This is a genomic window from Dyadobacter fermentans DSM 18053, from assembly GCF_000023125.1.
Classification (GTDB): Bacteria; Bacteroidota; Bacteroidia; order Cytophagales; family Spirosomataceae; genus Dyadobacter; species Dyadobacter fermentans.
In genome coordinates, this window is sequence record NC_013037.1 from 5,535,923 (window position 1) to 5,552,796 (window position 16,874).

Below are 16,874 nucleotides of genomic sequence, written 5' to 3' on the forward strand. Positions count from 1 at the left end.
GTTTTAGTCCACAATATTAAGTACTTTTTGAGTTTTCAAAGGCATATTTGGATCGAAAGTTGACGGCTCCTATTTTTGGGAGTAGCGCAAATTAATCTGACATTCTATCCACATGGCTTCTATATTTTCAAGGATCGTAGCAGGCGAGATCCCCGCCCATAAAATTGCCGAAACAGAGGATTTTCTCGCGTTTCTCGACGCATTCCCCATAACAGAAGGCCATACGCTGGTTATTCCCAAGAAGGAAATCGACTATCTGTTCGACCTCGACGACGCGCTTTATACAGGCTTGTTCCAATTTGCCAAAAGCATTGTTCCTGCGTTGGAAAAAACCGTCCCGTGCCTGCGCATTGGCGTGAGTGTGATCGGTCTGGAAGTGCCTCACGCGCACGTACATCTGCTTCCGCTGAACAGCATGGATGATGCTGATTTTACCAAAAAAATAAAAACGTCGCAGGAAGAACTTGCGACGTTGGCGGAAAAGATCAGAAGTAACCTGTAATCCCGGGCTCAGTAAAAGGAAATGTCTTTCCGGACGCCGAGCATAAAACCGTAAGTTTTCCGGTAAAGGTCGCCTATGTCGGCGGCGTAGGCGCCTTTGACGGTCAGTCCGCCCAGCACGTCCAGTTTGGATTGCATCATGATCATGCCCGAAAATTGACGGGGATCGCCCTCGAATTTTTCGAGCCATGCGCCGCTGTTTTCGGAGAAGGAGAACTTCCCTTGCCATTCTATTTTCCGGAATAATGTACCTTTCAAGCCCAGGTGAAGCATCATCACGCGGTTGTTGCTCGTGAAGTTATCGGCATAGTTGGGCCATCTCCATTTGGTTTGGGACGTAGGCGGAATGAACGGCGTGCCGATCGTCCTGTCGAAATAGCCCCAGCCATCACGCACCTGCTGGTTGTTGAAATAATTATCACGACCTCTTCTCTTACCGTCGCCGAGCACGAAATCGTCCCCGCCCTGGTCTTTGGTGTAAAGGAATTCGAGTACGGCTTCCATGATCTCAAAATTGGCGCCGTAGGAGTTTTTTCGCTTCAAACGTGCACCATAAAGTCCGTCGACGATCCCTTTCATGTAAAACAGCGAGCCGTCTTCGTACACGAATTGCTTATAAAATAAGAGGCTGTTTTCATAAGTTTCGATTTCCGCCGCGACGTCTATCGAACCCAGGTGGTTCCCGATGCGGCTCGTGCTGTCGAAATGCGTAATGTCGTCACCGCTGCCGCCGATGGCCCCTATCACAGCGTGAAAGTAGTTGGAAAGGCCGTTAGGCATTTGTCCGTTTTCACCGGCCAAAGGAATTTTCGTTTTCCCGCCCCATTGCACCTGGTGGTTGAAACCGCCGTACAATTTCAGGAGCGAATGCGGCTTTCCGATGCGGAGGTAGAATGCTTTCTGGTGGAATTTCAGTTCGCTGGTAATGGGCCTTGAGTTTTCAAAAAGTCCGTCGGAGTAGAATGCCTGGAACGATAGCCAGCCTTTGGTCAAAGGTACGGCTACAAAGCGCGTGGTACCGAGGGATATTTTTGGAATAGGCAATGCATTCCCCGACCACGCATATGAGCCCGAACCGATGGTCGAATCCGCCAATCCTACCCATTGTTTTTTCCGGCCTACAAAAAGCTCCCAATTCTTATAGCGCAAGGTAACGTGTGCCTGCGGCAGGAGGAAGTTTTGGGTTTGAACAAAATTCCCCACCGCTTCCACGCCAGCTCCTACGCGCAGCTCGTTCCGCGTTTTGTTTTCTGAAAGTGTCCAGTAATGTTCCAGGCCCACACGTGCGCTCAGATTCGGGCCGGTTTTCGGCACGATCCCAAATTGGTTGGACTGAATCCAGAACGGTGTATAGCCGTTGGTGCTGCCCATTCCCACAAATTCGGCATAATTGGTGGTGGAGTCGGAATAGATGACTGGTTCTTTGGTCTCGGATTGAGAAAAGCCAATGAAGGGCACCGTTAGTAGTATGAATAGAAGAAATCTCATAGGTGTGCCCTCATGCATGGTTTATAATGTGTATAATAGCCAATAAAAGTAAGTATAACTTTTCTATTATCATATTGCACATCCGCATCATGCATGCATTCAGATCAATCCAGGAAACCAGTTTTACGAATTCCGACGGCCAGGCCGTAGGTTTTTTGATATAGCCTCCCAATATCGGAGGATAAGGTGGAATAAACACTGCAGCCGTTCAAGATATTTACGTTTTTTTCTGCACTCAGCAATAATGATACCTGATGCTTTACGCGCTCGAATGGGCTCAGGAAAGATCCCGAGTTACGCGAGTAGGTTCCCCGGAACGAGAGTTTCAAATGCATCCAGGTTGCGGTTGCTCCTGTATGAAACGCCCAGAATCGATTATTATTCGTGAATTCTGAATTATTCCGCGGTAAATCATCACGCGTGGTGCCGGCTGCCGGAGCCAGCGGCGTGCCGATTCCCGAGCCATAATACGACCATCCGCGCTGATAAAGGTAGCTGTTGAAATAGTTGCCCCGCTCGAATATCGCAAGTCCTGAAAGCGGCGCGCTGTTGATCTGGTTGCGGGTTCCAACCACTTCCAGCAGAAATGAATGGAATGCAAAATAACTAGACCCTTTGGGAAGTGGTTTTAGCCTTTTGACGCTGATCCCGTTGAGACCATCCTCAAAATTGGTGATGCTGAACAGAGAGCCGGTTTCATAAATATTTTGTCGGTAAGCGAAGAAAAGCCAATCTTTTCCACGCCATTCCGCCCCGAGATCGACCGTCCCAAAGTGGTTTCCGATTTTCCGGTGGCCGACAGTTTTGCCGATCAGCATGTCGAGGTAGGCGTCGGACAGTTTGAGGTCGTACAGCGGATTGAGCTTATCCTCGCTACCCCACATTGCCTGGTGGTTCACGCCGAGGTAAACCTTGTAGCGGTCGGCGCGGCGTCCAATGCGCAGGTAAAGCATCTTTTGATGAAGGTAGGTGGATGGGACGCGGGGAGCGCTTCCGTAATTGATATTGCTAGCCCCGAGGTAACCATCGGAATAGGAAAACTTGAATGCGAGGATATTTCCCGTAAAATAGAGAGGCAGGTAATCCTGAATGCTGATCTGAATGCGGGGATGCGGCCTTGCATTGCCGGCTATGGCGATGGAGCCGGATGTCATGCTGGAATCCACAAGACCGGTGATCATCTTCTTCTGCCCGGCCAGGATCTCCAATTTGCCCAGTCGGGCGGCTACGTAGGCGTCGGAGATGAATGCATTGGCCGATTTGCCATAGCTGGCAACGCCTTCTATCCCGCCACTCCACTGGAAAAAACGCGGATTATGGGGATTGTAAACTTTATACAGTCCCGCATTCGCAATTCCGTAGTTCCCGTTGAGGGGAATGCTCCCGAATTGGTTGGCATGCTGCCAGAGAGGGGTCTGAGCGGTGGCGCCGGCGGCTGAGACCGACGCTTTGTAATACAATGTAGAATCCTGAGCGTGTGTGAAAGACGCGATACAACTAATGGTTAGGATCAGGAAGTTTCGAATCTTAGAGAAAGGGTGCGACATTTAAACAATAGAATAGAACATCCGTTGGTCGGCAACATTAAATCAAAGTTATCGGATAAAACCGGATTTCCTCCATCCGACCATCACGGCCATGTTGTTGGGGTAGATTTTGCCGATATCTGCTGCCAGGTTGAGGGTAATGTGGTCGTTGAGCTTCGCTGAAACGGGCCTCTCCGCCCGGAGCATGAAGGATGTTTGATGCAAGGTTTCAGTAAATGGTCTTCGATAAGTGCCGGAATTAACAGAATGCGTGGCTTTCAATGAGAAGTTCATCGAGTTCCATGAGAGGTCTGTGCCGAGGTGGTAGGCGATGAGCCTGTTATTAGGCGTGAATTGCGTACGCGACGATTGTAGTTCGCTCCTGAATGCATCCTGTGGTGCGATGAGCGGGCTGCCTAATGTTCTTCCTTTGTACGACCACCCTTGATTATACACGTAATGGTTGAAATAATCGTCCATTCCAAACGTCCCGGTTTGCAAGTCGAACACGGCACCGCCCTGATTCTTGGTGTATGCGAATTCAAACAGGATCGTGTTTAGTCTGAGACCGGTAGAGCCTGTTGGTACTCTTTTAAATCTTAGTCCACTCAGACCATCCGCAATGCTTGAAAGGTTACTCAATGAGCCGTCTTCGTAAATGGTTTGACGATACAGAAGAACATTCCATTGGGGACCTCTCCAAACGGCAGCCAAATCAATTGTTCCGAAATGATTGCCCACGCGACTTCTCTGCCAGGGTTTTCCGAAAACCACATATTCATAGGCTTCCGACCTTTTTAAGCCACCGGAAAAAATCTTGTCTTCTCCTCCCCACATCGCCTGATGATTGAAACCAGCGAATAGGTTTAACTTTCCACGTCTTCTGCCAAGTCTGAGATACAGGGATTTATGATGCAGATAAATCTCCTTGACACGCGACACATTCCCATAATGCACGCCGCCTGCTCCCAGGATGCCGTCCGAATAGGAAAATTTAAAACCCAGGAAATCCGTACCGGGAATGAGGTTTACGAAATTGGGTGTAGATATCTGAATTTTGGGGTAGGGGCGATAATTCTGTGACAAGGCGAAAGAGCCGCTTGTCAGGCTGCTATCGCCCAAACCTATCGTCTCTTTACGCTGGCCGACGCTCAATTCGACAGGACCGGCTTTTCCGGCTAAAAACAGATCGGTCATGAATGCAGTGGAACGCTTTCCGGCGATACCGATTACTTCTGCACCTCCCGACCATTGGAAAAAGCGAGGGTTATTAACATTGTAGACCCTATGAAAACTGGCTCTCCCTGTCAGAAAAGAGCCAGTAGTGGGGATTGTTCCGTGTTGATTATTTGACAACCAAAAGGGCGTTTGGGGCGTAGAAGCAGCTCCCAACATCGTGGCGGAATAGAAAAAAGTTGAATCTTGAGCGTACGTTCTGAAATAGCCTGCTATGCAAAACAATAGCACATACAAGTAAATCCTCATTCAGGGTTCTACATAAGAGGGTGTCAGTATTACCTTCCCTTTTTTCCTAGGATGACGACAGCAGTCATTAGAATGATCTTGAGCTCCAAGTATAAACTCCAATTCTTGATGTAATATAGATCATACATCAGCTTGTGCCGTGCGTCGAAAACCCCAGCACCATACGAGTACATTACCTGTGCGTAGCCGGTAATTCCGGGTTTGATGTTGTGTCTGAAATTGTAGTAAGGGATAGTCTCGTCAAATGTTTCCGTAAATACAGGTCTTTCAGGGCGTGGCCCGATCAGTGATAAATCTCTTCTGAAAATATTGATGATCTGAGGCAGCTCGTCAATGCGGGTAAGTCTCATGAAAGAGCCGTAAGGAAAAATACGGGAGTCATTCTTCTTTGAAAATGAGGCTCCGTTTTGTTCCGCATCCAAGCGCATCGATCTGAATTTGATACAATTGAAAAGCTTGTTGCGCATCCCGACGCGTTCCTGGTAGTAAAATACCGGGCCCGGAGACTGGAATTTGATGCGGAAATAGCTCAGAATCCAAAGGGGAAATGTAAAAAGGAAAAGAATAATCGAAATCGATACGTCTATGATCTTTTTCGGATACCGGACTCTTCTGCCGAAAACAGGAACAGTGAGCAGATTCGGATTAATTTCGGTAATGTCGTCTGGAATGTAGACTTTTTTGAGGTGTTTTTCGCAGAAGTCGTATACGGGAGTAATCCTTATTGACTTATTCTTTCTGACCACCAACTCGTATATCACCCTGTTACGCTTGTCGTAGACAGGATTGGTTACCAAATGGACCTTTTCGAACTTGTCGAGTAATGGCCTTACAGTGTGATTTAGCAGGTAGTCATCGTCGTCCGAATGCGGAATCAGTATGATCTCTTTGTACTTTCTTAACAGTAACGATAAATCGCGTTTTTGCAAAAAATAGTCATAACTCGTTACGATTAGAACCTCCTCAGAAACAGCTGTTTTACTAAGAAGCCGGTGAACATACCTCCGGTTAGAGACGTAGGTGTTTTTCATATGTGTGCGCAAATGTTGGAAAAATTATACAGGTAGTGTGCTCGAAAGTCACAAGTTTAAACATAAACTTTGAATAATCAAAACTATAATTCCATACCAGGTTTTGCAACATCTGCGGATTATGTCCAGACGTTGGGCTATTAGTAGCACTGATTAGCAGCTTAATAGATGCTGATAGCCAAGAGAGGGAGAGGCTTAGAGTTCTTAAAAGGAGATGCTGTTTAGGTTTCTACTTACCGAAGTCTTAATTTATTTGAAATATTTTTTATACCAACTGGCAAAGAGTTCTACACCGTGCGCTATATCCGTTTGAGACTTGTAGCCAGTTGACGCTTCCAGCTGCGTTGTATCAGCCCATGTCGACACAATATCACCGGGAACCATCGGGTGCATTTCCTTAACCGCCTCTTTCCCAAGAGATTTTTCCAGACATTGGATGAAATAAAGGAGATCTACCGGCTTCCCGTTTCCAATGTTGAAAACTTGATAGTATTCTGAGAGATCGGCACTGATTACCGATGCGATCCCATCCACAATGTCATCCACATACGTAAAGTCCCGTTTCATTTGCCCGTTGTTGAACACTTTGATAGGCCGGTCGTTCAATATGGCATCCGCAAATAGGAAAGGTGCCATATCGGGCCTGCCCCATGGGCCGTATACCGTAAAAAAACGCAGGCCGACCGTCGTGAATTTGTACAAATGACTATACGCATGTGCCATCAGCTCGTTGCTTTTTTTGGACGCCGCGTAAACGTTAATCGGGCTATCGACTTTCTGCTCAGTGGAGAACGGTTGTTCCTCATTCAGTCCATAAACGCTTGAACTGCTGGCAAAGACCAGTTTTCGAGGTGGATACTGACGGCAGCATTCCAGAATGTTAAAGAAGCCTTCTACATTTGAATTTAAGTAGGATCTCGGGTTTTCGATGCTATACCGGATACCTGCCTGTGCTGCCAGATTGACAACATAATCAAACCGATGTTCTTCAAATAGTTCAAGAAGCCGGTCCATGTTGAGCAGATCGACCCGCTGGAATGCATAGTTTCCTATACTACTGTTATATATGTTTTCCCACGGAGCTGCGAGGTCAATGTGCTTAATGCCGCATTCTTTCAAGCGGTCGATCTTGAGACTAGTGGCGTAATAGTCGTTTATATTGTCGATACCGAACACCTCATGCCCTTCGCCGATCAACTTTTTCACCAGGTAAAAGCCAATAAACCCGGCGGCACCTGTCACTAAAATTTTCATTGGGCGTATAGTTTTACAATCTCACTAAATATCTTATTCTCAGAGAATTCTGATACTGCCAACTCACGACTTGCTTTTCCCATTCCGCCCCAGGCTTCTTTGTCGGCAAGCATTTCTATTACAGCAGTCCTGATCGTTTCCACAGAGCGCGGCTGGATTAACTGTCCGTTTGTCTCCGGGATGATGGTCAGGTTGCAGCCAGGGACATCTGTGGTAATGACTGGCAATCCGCTCGCTAGGGCTTCCAGCACGCTTCTTGGGATACCTTCACGATAGTAGCTGGGGAGAATGAACACGTCGGCATTCCTGAGATGTTCGTGAATGCCGTCTTGCCTGCCAAGAAAGCGTATGATCGTACTTGTTTTGTATTGTTCGATGTACTGAGGTGTGACGCCCCGCGGGTTCTTCGTGTCGGGTTCTCCGATAATCCGTAGTTCAACTTGCGATTTAAGGTGATCCGGTAATGTCTCAAACGCTTCGACCATTTCCCGTATTCCTTTTTCCCAAATCAATCGCGTAGTACACAGAAAAACCTTCCTATCCGTTTCGTAGCGCTGACATTCCGGCTTGGGGGAGAATTTTTGAATATCCACCCCGCTGCCTTTCACGACCTTGATCTTTTTGCGGAAATACTTTTTGAACAGGAAGTCCTTGTAATCGTCCGGATTTTGAATGATGATCAGGTCGGCCCGGAGAAATTGAAAGAAAAACAGGATTTGCTGTATCCATTTCAAGAGCTTAAACTTCAAGCCCGGATTGGCAAATGCTATCCCCAGGCCCGCAATATGGAGAACAGTTTTTCGTCGCGTCAGGATATTCGCCCCGAAGTTCATCAGGTTAGGTACAAACTTGAAAGAATGCACGATGCCTGCATTGCATACGCCGGCATAATTGCGAATTTCAAATATGGCCTTGATGAGCTGTATCGGATTGGTGTTATCTCTTTCAATACTCGAATTGCGGACTTCAAACCCTTCGTTACGAATGAGGTCGGTATACTTGTCCTTGGGGAGTATGACGAAAACCTTATAGCCTTGATTTCGGAGGAAATATGCAAAAGGTAGTCTGGCTTTGTAGAAATCTTCTCCGTCATGGGCAAGAAGAAGTATATTCTTGTTGCTCATTTTAAAGGTAAGGCTAGTGGGGAAAAGCAGAATTTTTCTGCGTTGCCTGGTAAACGAAATTGCATGAACTCTACCTTAGTGTGTTGGTTTCGAAGGCGAAAATAAGCCATTCATTACTTATTTCAGCAAAATTCGTTAAGAAATATCACCCTGTGCAATGAAAAGGCCGCTCAAGAATCTGAGACGGCCTTTCGTTATCATCCTTAAATGATTTCGCCAACCTTACGGCTCCACCGTCCACGTCCCAACCATTGACACAACATGCCATGAGTTGTCTGTGGTTTTTCTAAGTACAATCCTGCTGCCCACCACGTTGCTTGCGATGTATTTAAAGTTTACTGGTGAAAGCGGGAGAATGTTGTCTGTCGAAGCAGGGAGTATCCTGACCTGGTAAGGGGAGCGTACCTCTACGATCACTTCCGGAAAATTAGGGTTCACCTTTTCCAGTTTAAGGAATCTTACAGCTGTGGATGTCTGATTGTGGTAGAGGTAGCCGTAATAGGTATAGCCTGCAAATCTGGTAAAATTGCCTATGTCCGTAGAAAAATAGCCAAGTTTGTCGGAAATGGCGACTTCCGCGTTGTGGACTATCAAATGCCGGTTTGGCGGAGCCGACGCTGCGAGCACCGGGTCGGTAATAGAGCAATTATATATTCTGGCTCCCGAGCCATTCAAATCTCTGTAACAGAATGAAGATGTAAACTTCTGTGTAGGACGGGAATCCTGGATAGTCGGACTGAAAATGTGTATGTTCCCAATGTTTGGATCGCCCGGGTCTCCGACGGCTTTGTAGATCAGGAAAGCAGCTCCGAGGTTGGGCGAAGTGCTTCCGGTCGTATTAGGATTGATTGCGATGGGATTAATAACCTGTACAATCGGTCCTCTCGAGCTCCAATTTCGTGCGTTAAAGGCGTTCCATCTGCTATTATCCCAAACAGGGTTTTTGATGATGACTGTCCCAGCCAAAGGCGCGGTGACCGACGCCGTGCCTAAACCGTAATGACTGCCATAATCATAATGATTTTCAATTGTAATGTCTACCACGCGATCGGTTCCCGATAGCGGTGCCGGGGCGATCAGGATCCCTACTCCCTGGTTGTTCCTTGTTACCGGATTGATAATGCGAATTTTTTCCAGGTAATGGTTAGGTGTGTTAGGTTCAATATCAATACCAGCACAAGGTCCTTCACCCTTTGAGTTGGTGAATGTACCGTTTTGAACAAGGATGTTCTTGCCCGAAATAATTGACAATCCCTGCCGACGGTTATTATCGGCTTTTACGTTTAGGAGGGTCACATTTTCACTAAACATGATGGCGCTTGTTGCACCAATGTAAAAGCCATCACCGCCGCCGTCGTTTGCCGAAATCCCTTCGATCGTGACATTCTTGACACCTTGCATGATGATTACATGCCGTTGCTGCCCAGATGTGTATTTTTCACGATGGTCCTTGAATGTGACATTGTTTCCTTTTATGGAGATATTTGACACTGCAATCATGTAAACCATCGGTTCGGTTATCCCTAGTGTGCCCATTCCTTCCACTACTACGTTGTCGCCAAATTCCAGCGATTTGTTCGAGAGGATTCTTATCGCCCGAATCCGGTATGATGAGGCGGATGATGGGAAGTAAAGTTTTGGATATTTGCTATTGTTCAACAAGGATTGCCATAGCGCGGTTTGATCTGTAACGCCGTCCGCTACGATACCGAACCAGTTGACGTTCACAACACCATCGTAAACCCGCTCATATCTCCTTCCACCGGGTGCGATTATGGTCATGGCTCCATCATCCGCTCCGGTTGCCGACGGATTATGTTTGAAAGTACCTTGTTTGAGATTGTCGGTGATGAAAACGACCGAAGTTGTATCTGCCGAGCCGGCTCTCAACTGAGCGATGGTTAGGTATTTGACGTACGAAGCGGCCGTTGCAAGATTGATGCGGGCAGCTGGCTCAGATTCCCCTTCGTCGACATTGAATGTAAGTCGATCAACTTCGACAAAGTTGCTTTGGTTTGTCGCACTTTTATGTCCTCTCAGCAACGCGAATGAACCTTCCGGGCCCGATGTGGTAAACTTCCCGCGTACGGTGTAGGTAACGGTACGGTTACTGGATGTCAGTTCAGCGCCAATCAGATCAGAAAATGTTCCTCCGGTTTGTTGAAAGCCTTGTGGGGCTATCAGTTTCAATCTAAACGAGTTGGAATTTTCAAAAACGTAGACCGTATTCGCAGGAATATTCATCAACTGCGCAGTTATTGTAATCTCAAACTCTTCATTTACAGATACCTGGCTAGCGTCAGTTTTAAGTTCAAACCGAATCGGGTCAATCTTGGGCGCCGTTCCTGCTTGCGTAGCGTTGGCTGCGAGCAGGAGCGTTGTTATGGCCAAATAGTGTACTAATCGTTTCATATTTAGACGGGCGTTATAGTTCTGTAAATACTACCAGTAGAAGTAGTTTTACAATACTACAAAAAAATCACAAAAAGTGTTACAAGGTAGCAATTATTTTGCTACAAATTTTCTCAAAAGCTCGTAGAATGCCCAAATATCTTACTATGAGAGTTGTAGTATCCGGTCGGATATGTGACAGTAATTGTACGGCAAGGAATGAAGTTGATGTATTACGGGAGATTACAGTATGTTGCTCAGAACGTTACGGAATGGCCCTGTGGAACTCCATTCATGGATAGAGATGAGTTTCAGATGTGTAGAATAATTACTTAAAGAAATAAAACTAGTTTTGTGCGTGAACCGTTGGAGTTGGCGGTGCGTAGCAATGGGGAGCCGCATGACACCGATGAGCGGTGACACGAGTCAATTCATGAAAGGAGTGTGAAATTCCGCTACGGGATATATTCGAAGGCAGGCAGCGTTTTGATCTTAATGCGGGGAAAGTAGTGCTTGATATAGCTCAATATGGTTTTTTGCCATTTGAAGCAAGCTGTTTCGGGACGCATGGTCAACGCCCGTCTTGATGAGTGAAGTGAGCTCTGATGAATCCATTTTAGCTATATGCTGTATTTTCGCGGAGAGAATTTTTGCGTCCCCTGCGGGAAATACCATATCTGATGATGGTACAACGTCGTTGATACCCGGAACATCAGAACCTAAAAAGGGCCTTCCCGCTGCAAGTCCTTCCAGCGTTACACCCGACATTCCCTCGTATGCGGAGGATAGGATATTCAGATCAACAGACTTCATCAATCGGGGAACATCGCTCCGGAAGCCCAGGAAGAAAACGCGGTTATTGATGCCCTTTTCGTGAGCATATGCCTCAATAGCCTGTTTGTCCGGGCCGTCCCCGGCAATAAACAAATAGAAGTGAGCAGGTAGATAACTGAGTGCCTCAATCACCGTTTTGTGATCTTTGGGATACTGTATCCTTGCGGTCATCATCACCTTGAATGCATTGGCAGGAAGATTATATTCTTCCTGCCAAAAGGATTCCGGATATTTTTCAGCTTTGTGAAATGCATCGGTATCGACACCATTGTGGATAACTCGGACTTGCTCCGGGCGGCAAACCCGTCCGTCAAGGAAAGCCTTTACCTTTGATGAAATGGCTACTACCTGGTCATATTGCGCATAAATCCGTTTTTCCAATGGCCGAAGATACTCCTTCCCGGCGCGCTTGTTTTGCGTACTGTGTTCTGTGTAAACCAGAACCGGGTTACCAGTAGTTAACTTTGACGCCAGAGCAGTCCAGTAAAGCGATGGAAATAAATGCGCGTGGATAATATCGAACTTATTATTTTTTAAAAAGCGCGTTAGACCGACAACATGTTTTGGAGAATAAACACTGGCGTCCGATAGGCTAAAACATTCTACTCCCTGGTCAACCAATGCCTTAACATGGGAAGGCTCGGCCTGCCGCGCGGATAGTTGAAGGACCGCGATGTCAAGCCCGAGCCTTTTATACACGGGGAGTATGTTCACCAGCAATTTTTCTGCACCACCTCGGCCGAGATAGTTGATAACATGAAGGACTTTCAATGTCGTGTTAGTTGAGGGAATTTCCTTTGATGGTAACGTTTGCCTGATCTTTTAAATCCATATATCTTTTCATGACAACGGGCGCATTTGTTCTTGCAGCCACTGCCTGCTTCGGCATATTTTTGGATTGGATGGTCATCTTGTTATTAAGAATCTGCAACCCTTTAAGCATGTCATTCGGCTTGTATATGTAAATGAAGGCAAAGGTGGACCTTGGGATTTTATAGGTGGCGACCTCATCCTTGTAAATCATCGTGTTATTCTTGATCACAATGGGGCTGAATTGTCCCTTCAAACTATCGGGCTGCGCACAATCTTCGGATAAGACAACGGCCACAGAACTTTGCGTAAACTTATTCTTGTCTATCACATGCCCGCCCCAGTCACATTCAATATGGACGTTTCGGGTATAGCCACCAATCTGGTTGTTTCTAACTATCCCTTTTTCGGTATTGTGCTCAAGAACGACACCGACACGACCCATGTATTTGGTTTCTACCAGGTTGTTCAATATCACATTGTTTTCTACCAACGGCTTGTTTGCAGAGTAAAATTCAATTGCATCGCCGGAGTCGTCTTTCTTACTATATGCCCATACGTTAAAAATTTTACAATTTCGGACAACAGGTGATTCTACCCGGTTTCTTCTATCGTATTTCCGATTGTAATAATTGGCGATCATGATCCCGCGCCCGTAGAAGTTGCGAATTGTTACATTCTCAACTTTCATCGTAAGTATGTTCAAGCCCGATAATGCGTGTTGATAACTGAGCTCGGCTTTGCCAAAAAAAGGATGGGTAGGCGAGCGTGGAACATTATTGCCAATAATCTCGATATTAGAAATAGAAACGTTCACTCCCAGGCGGTTGGCCACACCCCGGAACATAAAGAAATGATGTGGCGCCCGCGTAGAATCTGTATCCTTGAAAATGGGAAGCTTCCCCTTGCTGTTTTTCAGGCCGGTCAAAGTGATTTGCGGACTGCCCGTTTTGGTGTCTATCACAACCGGAGTTAGCAGCGGGTAAACACCATATTTAAATTTCACCGTGCCCTTTCCTGCCTTAACAACCTCTTGAAGGGCCTTTGTTATGATCGGACCATAGTCCTTAACAGTATCGGAATAGGTGATTGTTTTTATTAATGTCTGGCTAAATGCCGGTGATTCAAATCCGAAGAGAACTACTACAAACGCCAACAGACGCAACAAATTGACTCGTTTCATATACTATCAGGTTTTGTTGGATATCGTTTTTGGTACAAGGCCATAACCAGACGGCGCAAAAAATGCGTTCCAGCCTGTTCAATAGACGCCAATATTTGCTTGTTTTTTAAAGTCAACAGCAATGTGTTCGGCACTATGCATTCGCTTGAATTTGTCCAGATTGGCGCATTGCTCATCATACTGTCCCACCACCGCAGGATCTCTGTGAGCAATACGGGCCACAATCGATGCCATTTCCTCAAGGTCTTTGCAAAGGAACCCAATATTCCCCACTTCACTCGATAAGTAATCGAAGAAAGGATGTTGAAGCGCCACAATCGGCCTGACGAAATCAATCACATCCATGATCGATCCGCTTGCCCTGAAAATGAATTGGTGCGGTTCATAGAAGAAAACAGCATAATCGATTTTTTGAGTTTCGCTGGTAAATGTTTCGCGCGATATGTATTCTGAGGGGTTTTCACTGATAAAGTCCTCCACCAGATCATTTTTGTACGGCTGGGCGTCCTTGTCGATCGGGCCTATTGTTACAAATCTCAGCAAGCCGTCGGCGATTTCTTTCGAAAGCATTTCGGCCAATTTATAAACCAGATGAGCATTCTTTCGGGTCGCTAAGCTGCCGACCTGACCGATATTAACAGGCGACGGTGCAGTATGGAGTGGCGCATGTGGCCTATCCGAATAAGGGTAGGGATGGTCAATTTCGATTACTTCTTCAGAATAGAGATGGCCGTCTTGCACCAGCCTTTTTTTAGAAATTTTGTTCAGTAAAATGTAACGAAGGTTTTTTGCGTGAGTTTCAATAAGTCTTTTGTAAATCGACCCCATCTTTCGTTCCCAGGAGTTATCGGCAGAATATATGAATTCTATTTCGCCGTGCATGACCAGCATTATCTCCGTGTTCTTGTAAACCTTTTTGAGATATTTAATCATCAAAAGCGACACAGGGTGGGCTTTAAATACAAAGACCTTACCTGTTTTAGACTTATTGGCATTCGCGAATATTCTGATAAATAATAGTAGGTCTGATACGGTATTCCGGGTTGTTTTAATGATTTTCCCAATCTTATCATTTCGAACAGTCTTTTTTCTGATTGGAAAAAATTGTAATCGCACCTTCTCCTGACCACCTAAAAAGTCTTTGACCCGGTCCTGGTGATCGCTCTCCGAGTAGAACACAATTTGATCTTCCGGATAGACGTTCGTCAACACTTTGAGCATAGAAGCATTAAATACGGCATGTGTGTGGTTAAGGGAATTAGCATCAATTGCATAAATCATATTAGTAGACGTATCGATACGTATTTTCAGAGAAAATCCAGATGTAAGGAACAAGCAAGCCATATGCACCTAAAATGATAGATATCATTTTGAACAGCGCATAGGTGATAATGATGATAAACCAAACCGACTTGCTCTTGACGTTAATGTATATGATGCATAGCATCAAAATTTCGAAAGTATAAAAGTAGGTAGCTGCTCTCTGTAATGTCAAAAAGTCAACTACAAAGAAAAATACGACGTTCCCGAATGTGTACAAGTTGAGAAAGCCTTTGTATTTATCCTTTGAAATGGTAAATCGTTCTTGAAAATAGAAGAAAATTGGAAGCATTACTGCCCGTTTTGCCAGGGCCGCCACTAGCCGCTGCATCTTACTCAATTCGGCCGTAGAGCCTATTTCATTTCCAATTTCAAGATAGGCCAGTGCTTTCTGATTCACTCGGTCTAATCCCACCCCCGCTGGAACCAGCCTTGTCAACAATTCTAGTATATTTTCAGAAATGCTGAATGACCCGAATATGATGGAAATGACGAGAAATACATATTTGTACCGAACGCTCCAATTTGCGTAATAAATAGGATAGGCTAGTAAAAATATGTAAGCGGTAACGTGTACTTGTGCTGCTACGATGGTGCAAATAATAAAATACCAGGCACGTCGGGTAATGATAAAATGGGTAGCAAGCACACAGAGACTAATGGCTATTGACTGCCGGACAGCCATCACATCGCCTAAGAATGTTCCCCAATAGAGTACGAGCGCAAGAAACACAGCACCAGCATATCTATAAAAAAATATCGTCTTGATGCTTACCGTAATGATCGCCAATGCCATCAAATAAAACGTGAAGCTTGCAGAAAATATCCTGAGAAACTTGACAAACTGGACATACCCAGGTTCCATTCGCAGCAGGAAGACAGGGTCGTCGGCTGTAAATCTTGTGAAGAAAGAATAATATGGTTTCCAGTCGTTACCTGTATTCCAGCGCAAACCACTTATCATTACAAATATTATGCACATCGTTATGTAAATCGCTTTCTTAATCCGTTCAGGAACGGTCACCATTTCCAGCAGGGCAATTAGTGTAAGGACACTGAATATGATGTAATAGAGCATTATTGGCGATTTATTGTAATGATTGAATTTCTATTCAAGCTTTTCTACGATTGAGAAGCTGCTTGATCTTATCTTTTCTTTCGATACCTATCAGTTTGATGATTTTGTTATTAAAAGTTATTCTGAATGCGGATTTGAACCAGCCGTAGGAAGGTATTCGTTTGTAAATGCCGTTGTTTATCTGCACGCGGCGTATTTCGCTGAGTAAGAGTCTATTGCTGGAAGTGGCACTTACCCCTTCAGTCCGCATTTGTGCAATCGTCAATGGCAGATATTCGGCATCGTTCTTGTTGAGGTAACTCAGAAGGAGGTCATAATCACCGGCAATCCGAAAGCTGGTATCGAACATCCGATTTGCAAAAAGCTGTTTTGAATGAAATGTCCCCTGATGCGAGATGTTCATTCTGATGTTTCTGCAATAATGCTTCAACTCCGACCATTCTGAGCCTATTACCTGATTCGACCCTTTTGAATAGACCCGCAATACTTTACCGTAGACCACCAAGCTCTTGGATTTCCCCAGTGCCGGCGCAGCATTGGCAAGTACGTCGTTATCGAAAAGGAAGTCGTCAGCATTGATGAACAAGAGCCAGTCCCCCGTAGCCGCACGAACACCTTTGTTCATGGCGTCGTAAATGCCTTTATCCGCCTCGCTTATCCAGTAAGAGATTTGCGATTCGTACTTCCTGATGATATTCAAGGTATTATCGGTGGACTTGCCGTCGATAACTATGTATTCAAAATTGTCGTAAGTCTGATTTATAATACTTTGAATCGTATCTTCAATGTATCTTTCACCGTTTCTTACAACAGTTATGACTGATATTTTCGGGCGATCTTGATTCATGA

Annotated in this window: 13 protein-coding genes; 1 reads left to right on the forward strand and 12 read right to left on the reverse strand. The window is 45.5% G+C overall.

All coding sequences use genetic code 11. The annotated features are described in order from the left end of the window. Positions 1-112: 112 nt before the first annotated feature. Positions 113-502: an HIT family protein gene (locus tag DFER_RS22840; protein WP_015814026.1), complete on the forward strand. Its 390-nt coding sequence runs from the start codon at positions 113-115 to the stop codon at positions 500-502. Positions 503-510: 8 nt separating this feature from the next. Here the strand turns inward: DFER_RS22840 and DFER_RS22845 are convergent, their stop codons facing one another. The 12 genes from DFER_RS22845 to DFER_RS22900 all read right to left on the reverse strand — a co-directional run bounded on the left by DFER_RS22845 (position 511) and on the right by DFER_RS22900 (position 16,872). After that, positions 511-1,989, reverse strand: coding sequence for a capsule assembly Wzi family protein (locus tag DFER_RS22845; RefSeq protein ID WP_229206087.1), 1,479 nt, complete (start codon positions 1,987-1,989; stop codon positions 511-513). A 104-nt stretch (positions 1,990-2,093) separates the two neighbouring features. Next, on the reverse strand, positions 2,094-3,536 hold the full coding sequence (locus DFER_RS22850; RefSeq protein WP_015814028.1) for a capsule assembly Wzi family protein: 1,443 nt from the start codon (positions 3,534-3,536) through the stop codon (positions 2,094-2,096). A gap of 48 nt (positions 3,537-3,584) precedes the next feature. Continuing rightward, positions 3,585-4,871, reverse strand: a complete 1,287-nt coding sequence (locus DFER_RS22855) for a capsule assembly Wzi family protein (protein ID WP_229206088.1) — start codon at positions 4,869-4,871, stop codon at positions 3,585-3,587. A gap of 158 nt (positions 4,872-5,029) precedes the next feature. After that, on the reverse strand, positions 5,030-6,031 hold the full coding sequence (locus DFER_RS22860) for a sugar transferase (RefSeq protein ID WP_015814030.1): 1,002 nt from the start codon (positions 6,029-6,031) through the stop codon (positions 5,030-5,032). Positions 6,032-6,280: 249 nt separating this feature from the next. Next, positions 6,281-7,285, reverse strand: a complete 1,005-nt coding sequence (locus DFER_RS22865) for an NAD-dependent epimerase/dehydratase family protein (RefSeq protein ID WP_015814031.1) — start codon at positions 7,283-7,285, stop codon at positions 6,281-6,283. Beyond that, a complete protein-coding gene (locus DFER_RS22870) occupies positions 7,282-8,409 on the reverse strand; it encodes a glycosyltransferase family 4 protein (RefSeq protein WP_015814032.1) in 1,128 nt (375 codons plus the stop codon). The genes DFER_RS22865 and DFER_RS22870 overlap by 4 nt, the downstream gene beginning before the upstream one ends. A 222-nt stretch (positions 8,410-8,631) precedes the next feature. Further along, positions 8,632-10,821 (reverse strand): right-handed parallel beta-helix repeat-containing protein, encoded by a 2,190-nt coding sequence (locus DFER_RS22875; RefSeq protein WP_015814033.1) that lies wholly within the window; start codon positions 10,819-10,821, stop codon positions 8,632-8,634. Between the two features lie 471 nt (positions 10,822-11,292). Next, the gene (locus tag DFER_RS22880) at positions 11,293-12,405 is read right to left on the reverse strand and encodes a glycosyltransferase (protein WP_015814034.1); all 1,113 of its coding nucleotides are present in this window, start codon (positions 12,403-12,405) and stop codon (positions 11,293-11,295) included. Positions 12,406-12,412: 7 nt separating this feature from the next. Further along, a complete protein-coding gene (locus DFER_RS22885) occupies positions 12,413-13,627 on the reverse strand; it encodes a right-handed parallel beta-helix repeat-containing protein (protein WP_015814035.1) in 1,215 nt (404 codons plus the stop codon). Between the two features lie 78 nt (positions 13,628-13,705). Next, entirely contained in the window at positions 13,706-14,908 is a 1,203-nt protein-coding gene (locus DFER_RS22890; RefSeq protein ID WP_015814036.1) for a glycosyltransferase family protein, read from the reverse strand. Between the two features lies 1 nt (position 14,909). Continuing rightward, complete coding sequence (locus DFER_RS22895; protein WP_015814037.1) at positions 14,910-16,025, reverse strand: EpsG family protein; 1,116 nt, start codon at positions 16,023-16,025, stop codon at positions 14,910-14,912. Between the two features lie 34 nt (positions 16,026-16,059). Then, entirely contained in the window at positions 16,060-16,872 is an 813-nt protein-coding gene (locus DFER_RS22900) for a glycosyltransferase family 2 protein (protein ID WP_015814038.1), read from the reverse strand. Positions 16,873-16,874: the final 2 nt, after the last annotated feature.

Coding starts and splice junctions, on each gene's coding strand:
- DFER_RS22890 (WP_015814036.1), bottom strand. CDS start 14,908: ATGATTTATGCAATTGATGCTAATTCCCTTAACCACACACATGCCGTA.
- DFER_RS22900 (WP_015814038.1), bottom strand. CDS start 16,872: ATGAATCAAGATCGCCCGAAAATATCAGTCATAACTGTTGTAAGAAAC.
- DFER_RS22850 (WP_015814028.1), bottom strand. CDS start 3,536: ATGTCGCACCCTTTCTCTAAGATTCGAAACTTCCTGATCCTAACCATT.
- DFER_RS22895 (WP_015814037.1), bottom strand. CDS start 16,025: ATGCTCTATTACATCATATTCAGTGTCCTTACACTAATTGCCCTGCTG.
- DFER_RS22860 (WP_015814030.1), bottom strand. CDS start 6,031: ATGAAAAACACCTACGTCTCTAACCGGAGGTATGTTCACCGGCTTCTT.
- DFER_RS22870 (WP_015814032.1), bottom strand. CDS start 8,409: ATGAGCAACAAGAATATACTTCTTCTTGCCCATGACGGAGAAGATTTC.
- DFER_RS22840 (WP_015814026.1), top strand. CDS start 113: ATGGCTTCTATATTTTCAAGGATCGTAGCAGGCGAGATCCCCGCCCAT.
- DFER_RS22845 (WP_229206087.1), bottom strand. CDS start 1,989: ATGAGATTTCTTCTATTCATACTACTAACGGTGCCCTTCATTGGCTTT.
- DFER_RS22885 (WP_015814035.1), bottom strand. CDS start 13,627: ATGAAACGAGTCAATTTGTTGCGTCTGTTGGCGTTTGTAGTAGTTCTC.
- DFER_RS22875 (WP_015814033.1), bottom strand. CDS start 10,821: ATGAAACGATTAGTACACTATTTGGCCATAACAACGCTCCTGCTCGCA.
- DFER_RS22865 (WP_015814031.1), bottom strand. CDS start 7,285: ATGAAAATTTTAGTGACAGGTGCCGCCGGGTTTATTGGCTTTTACCTG.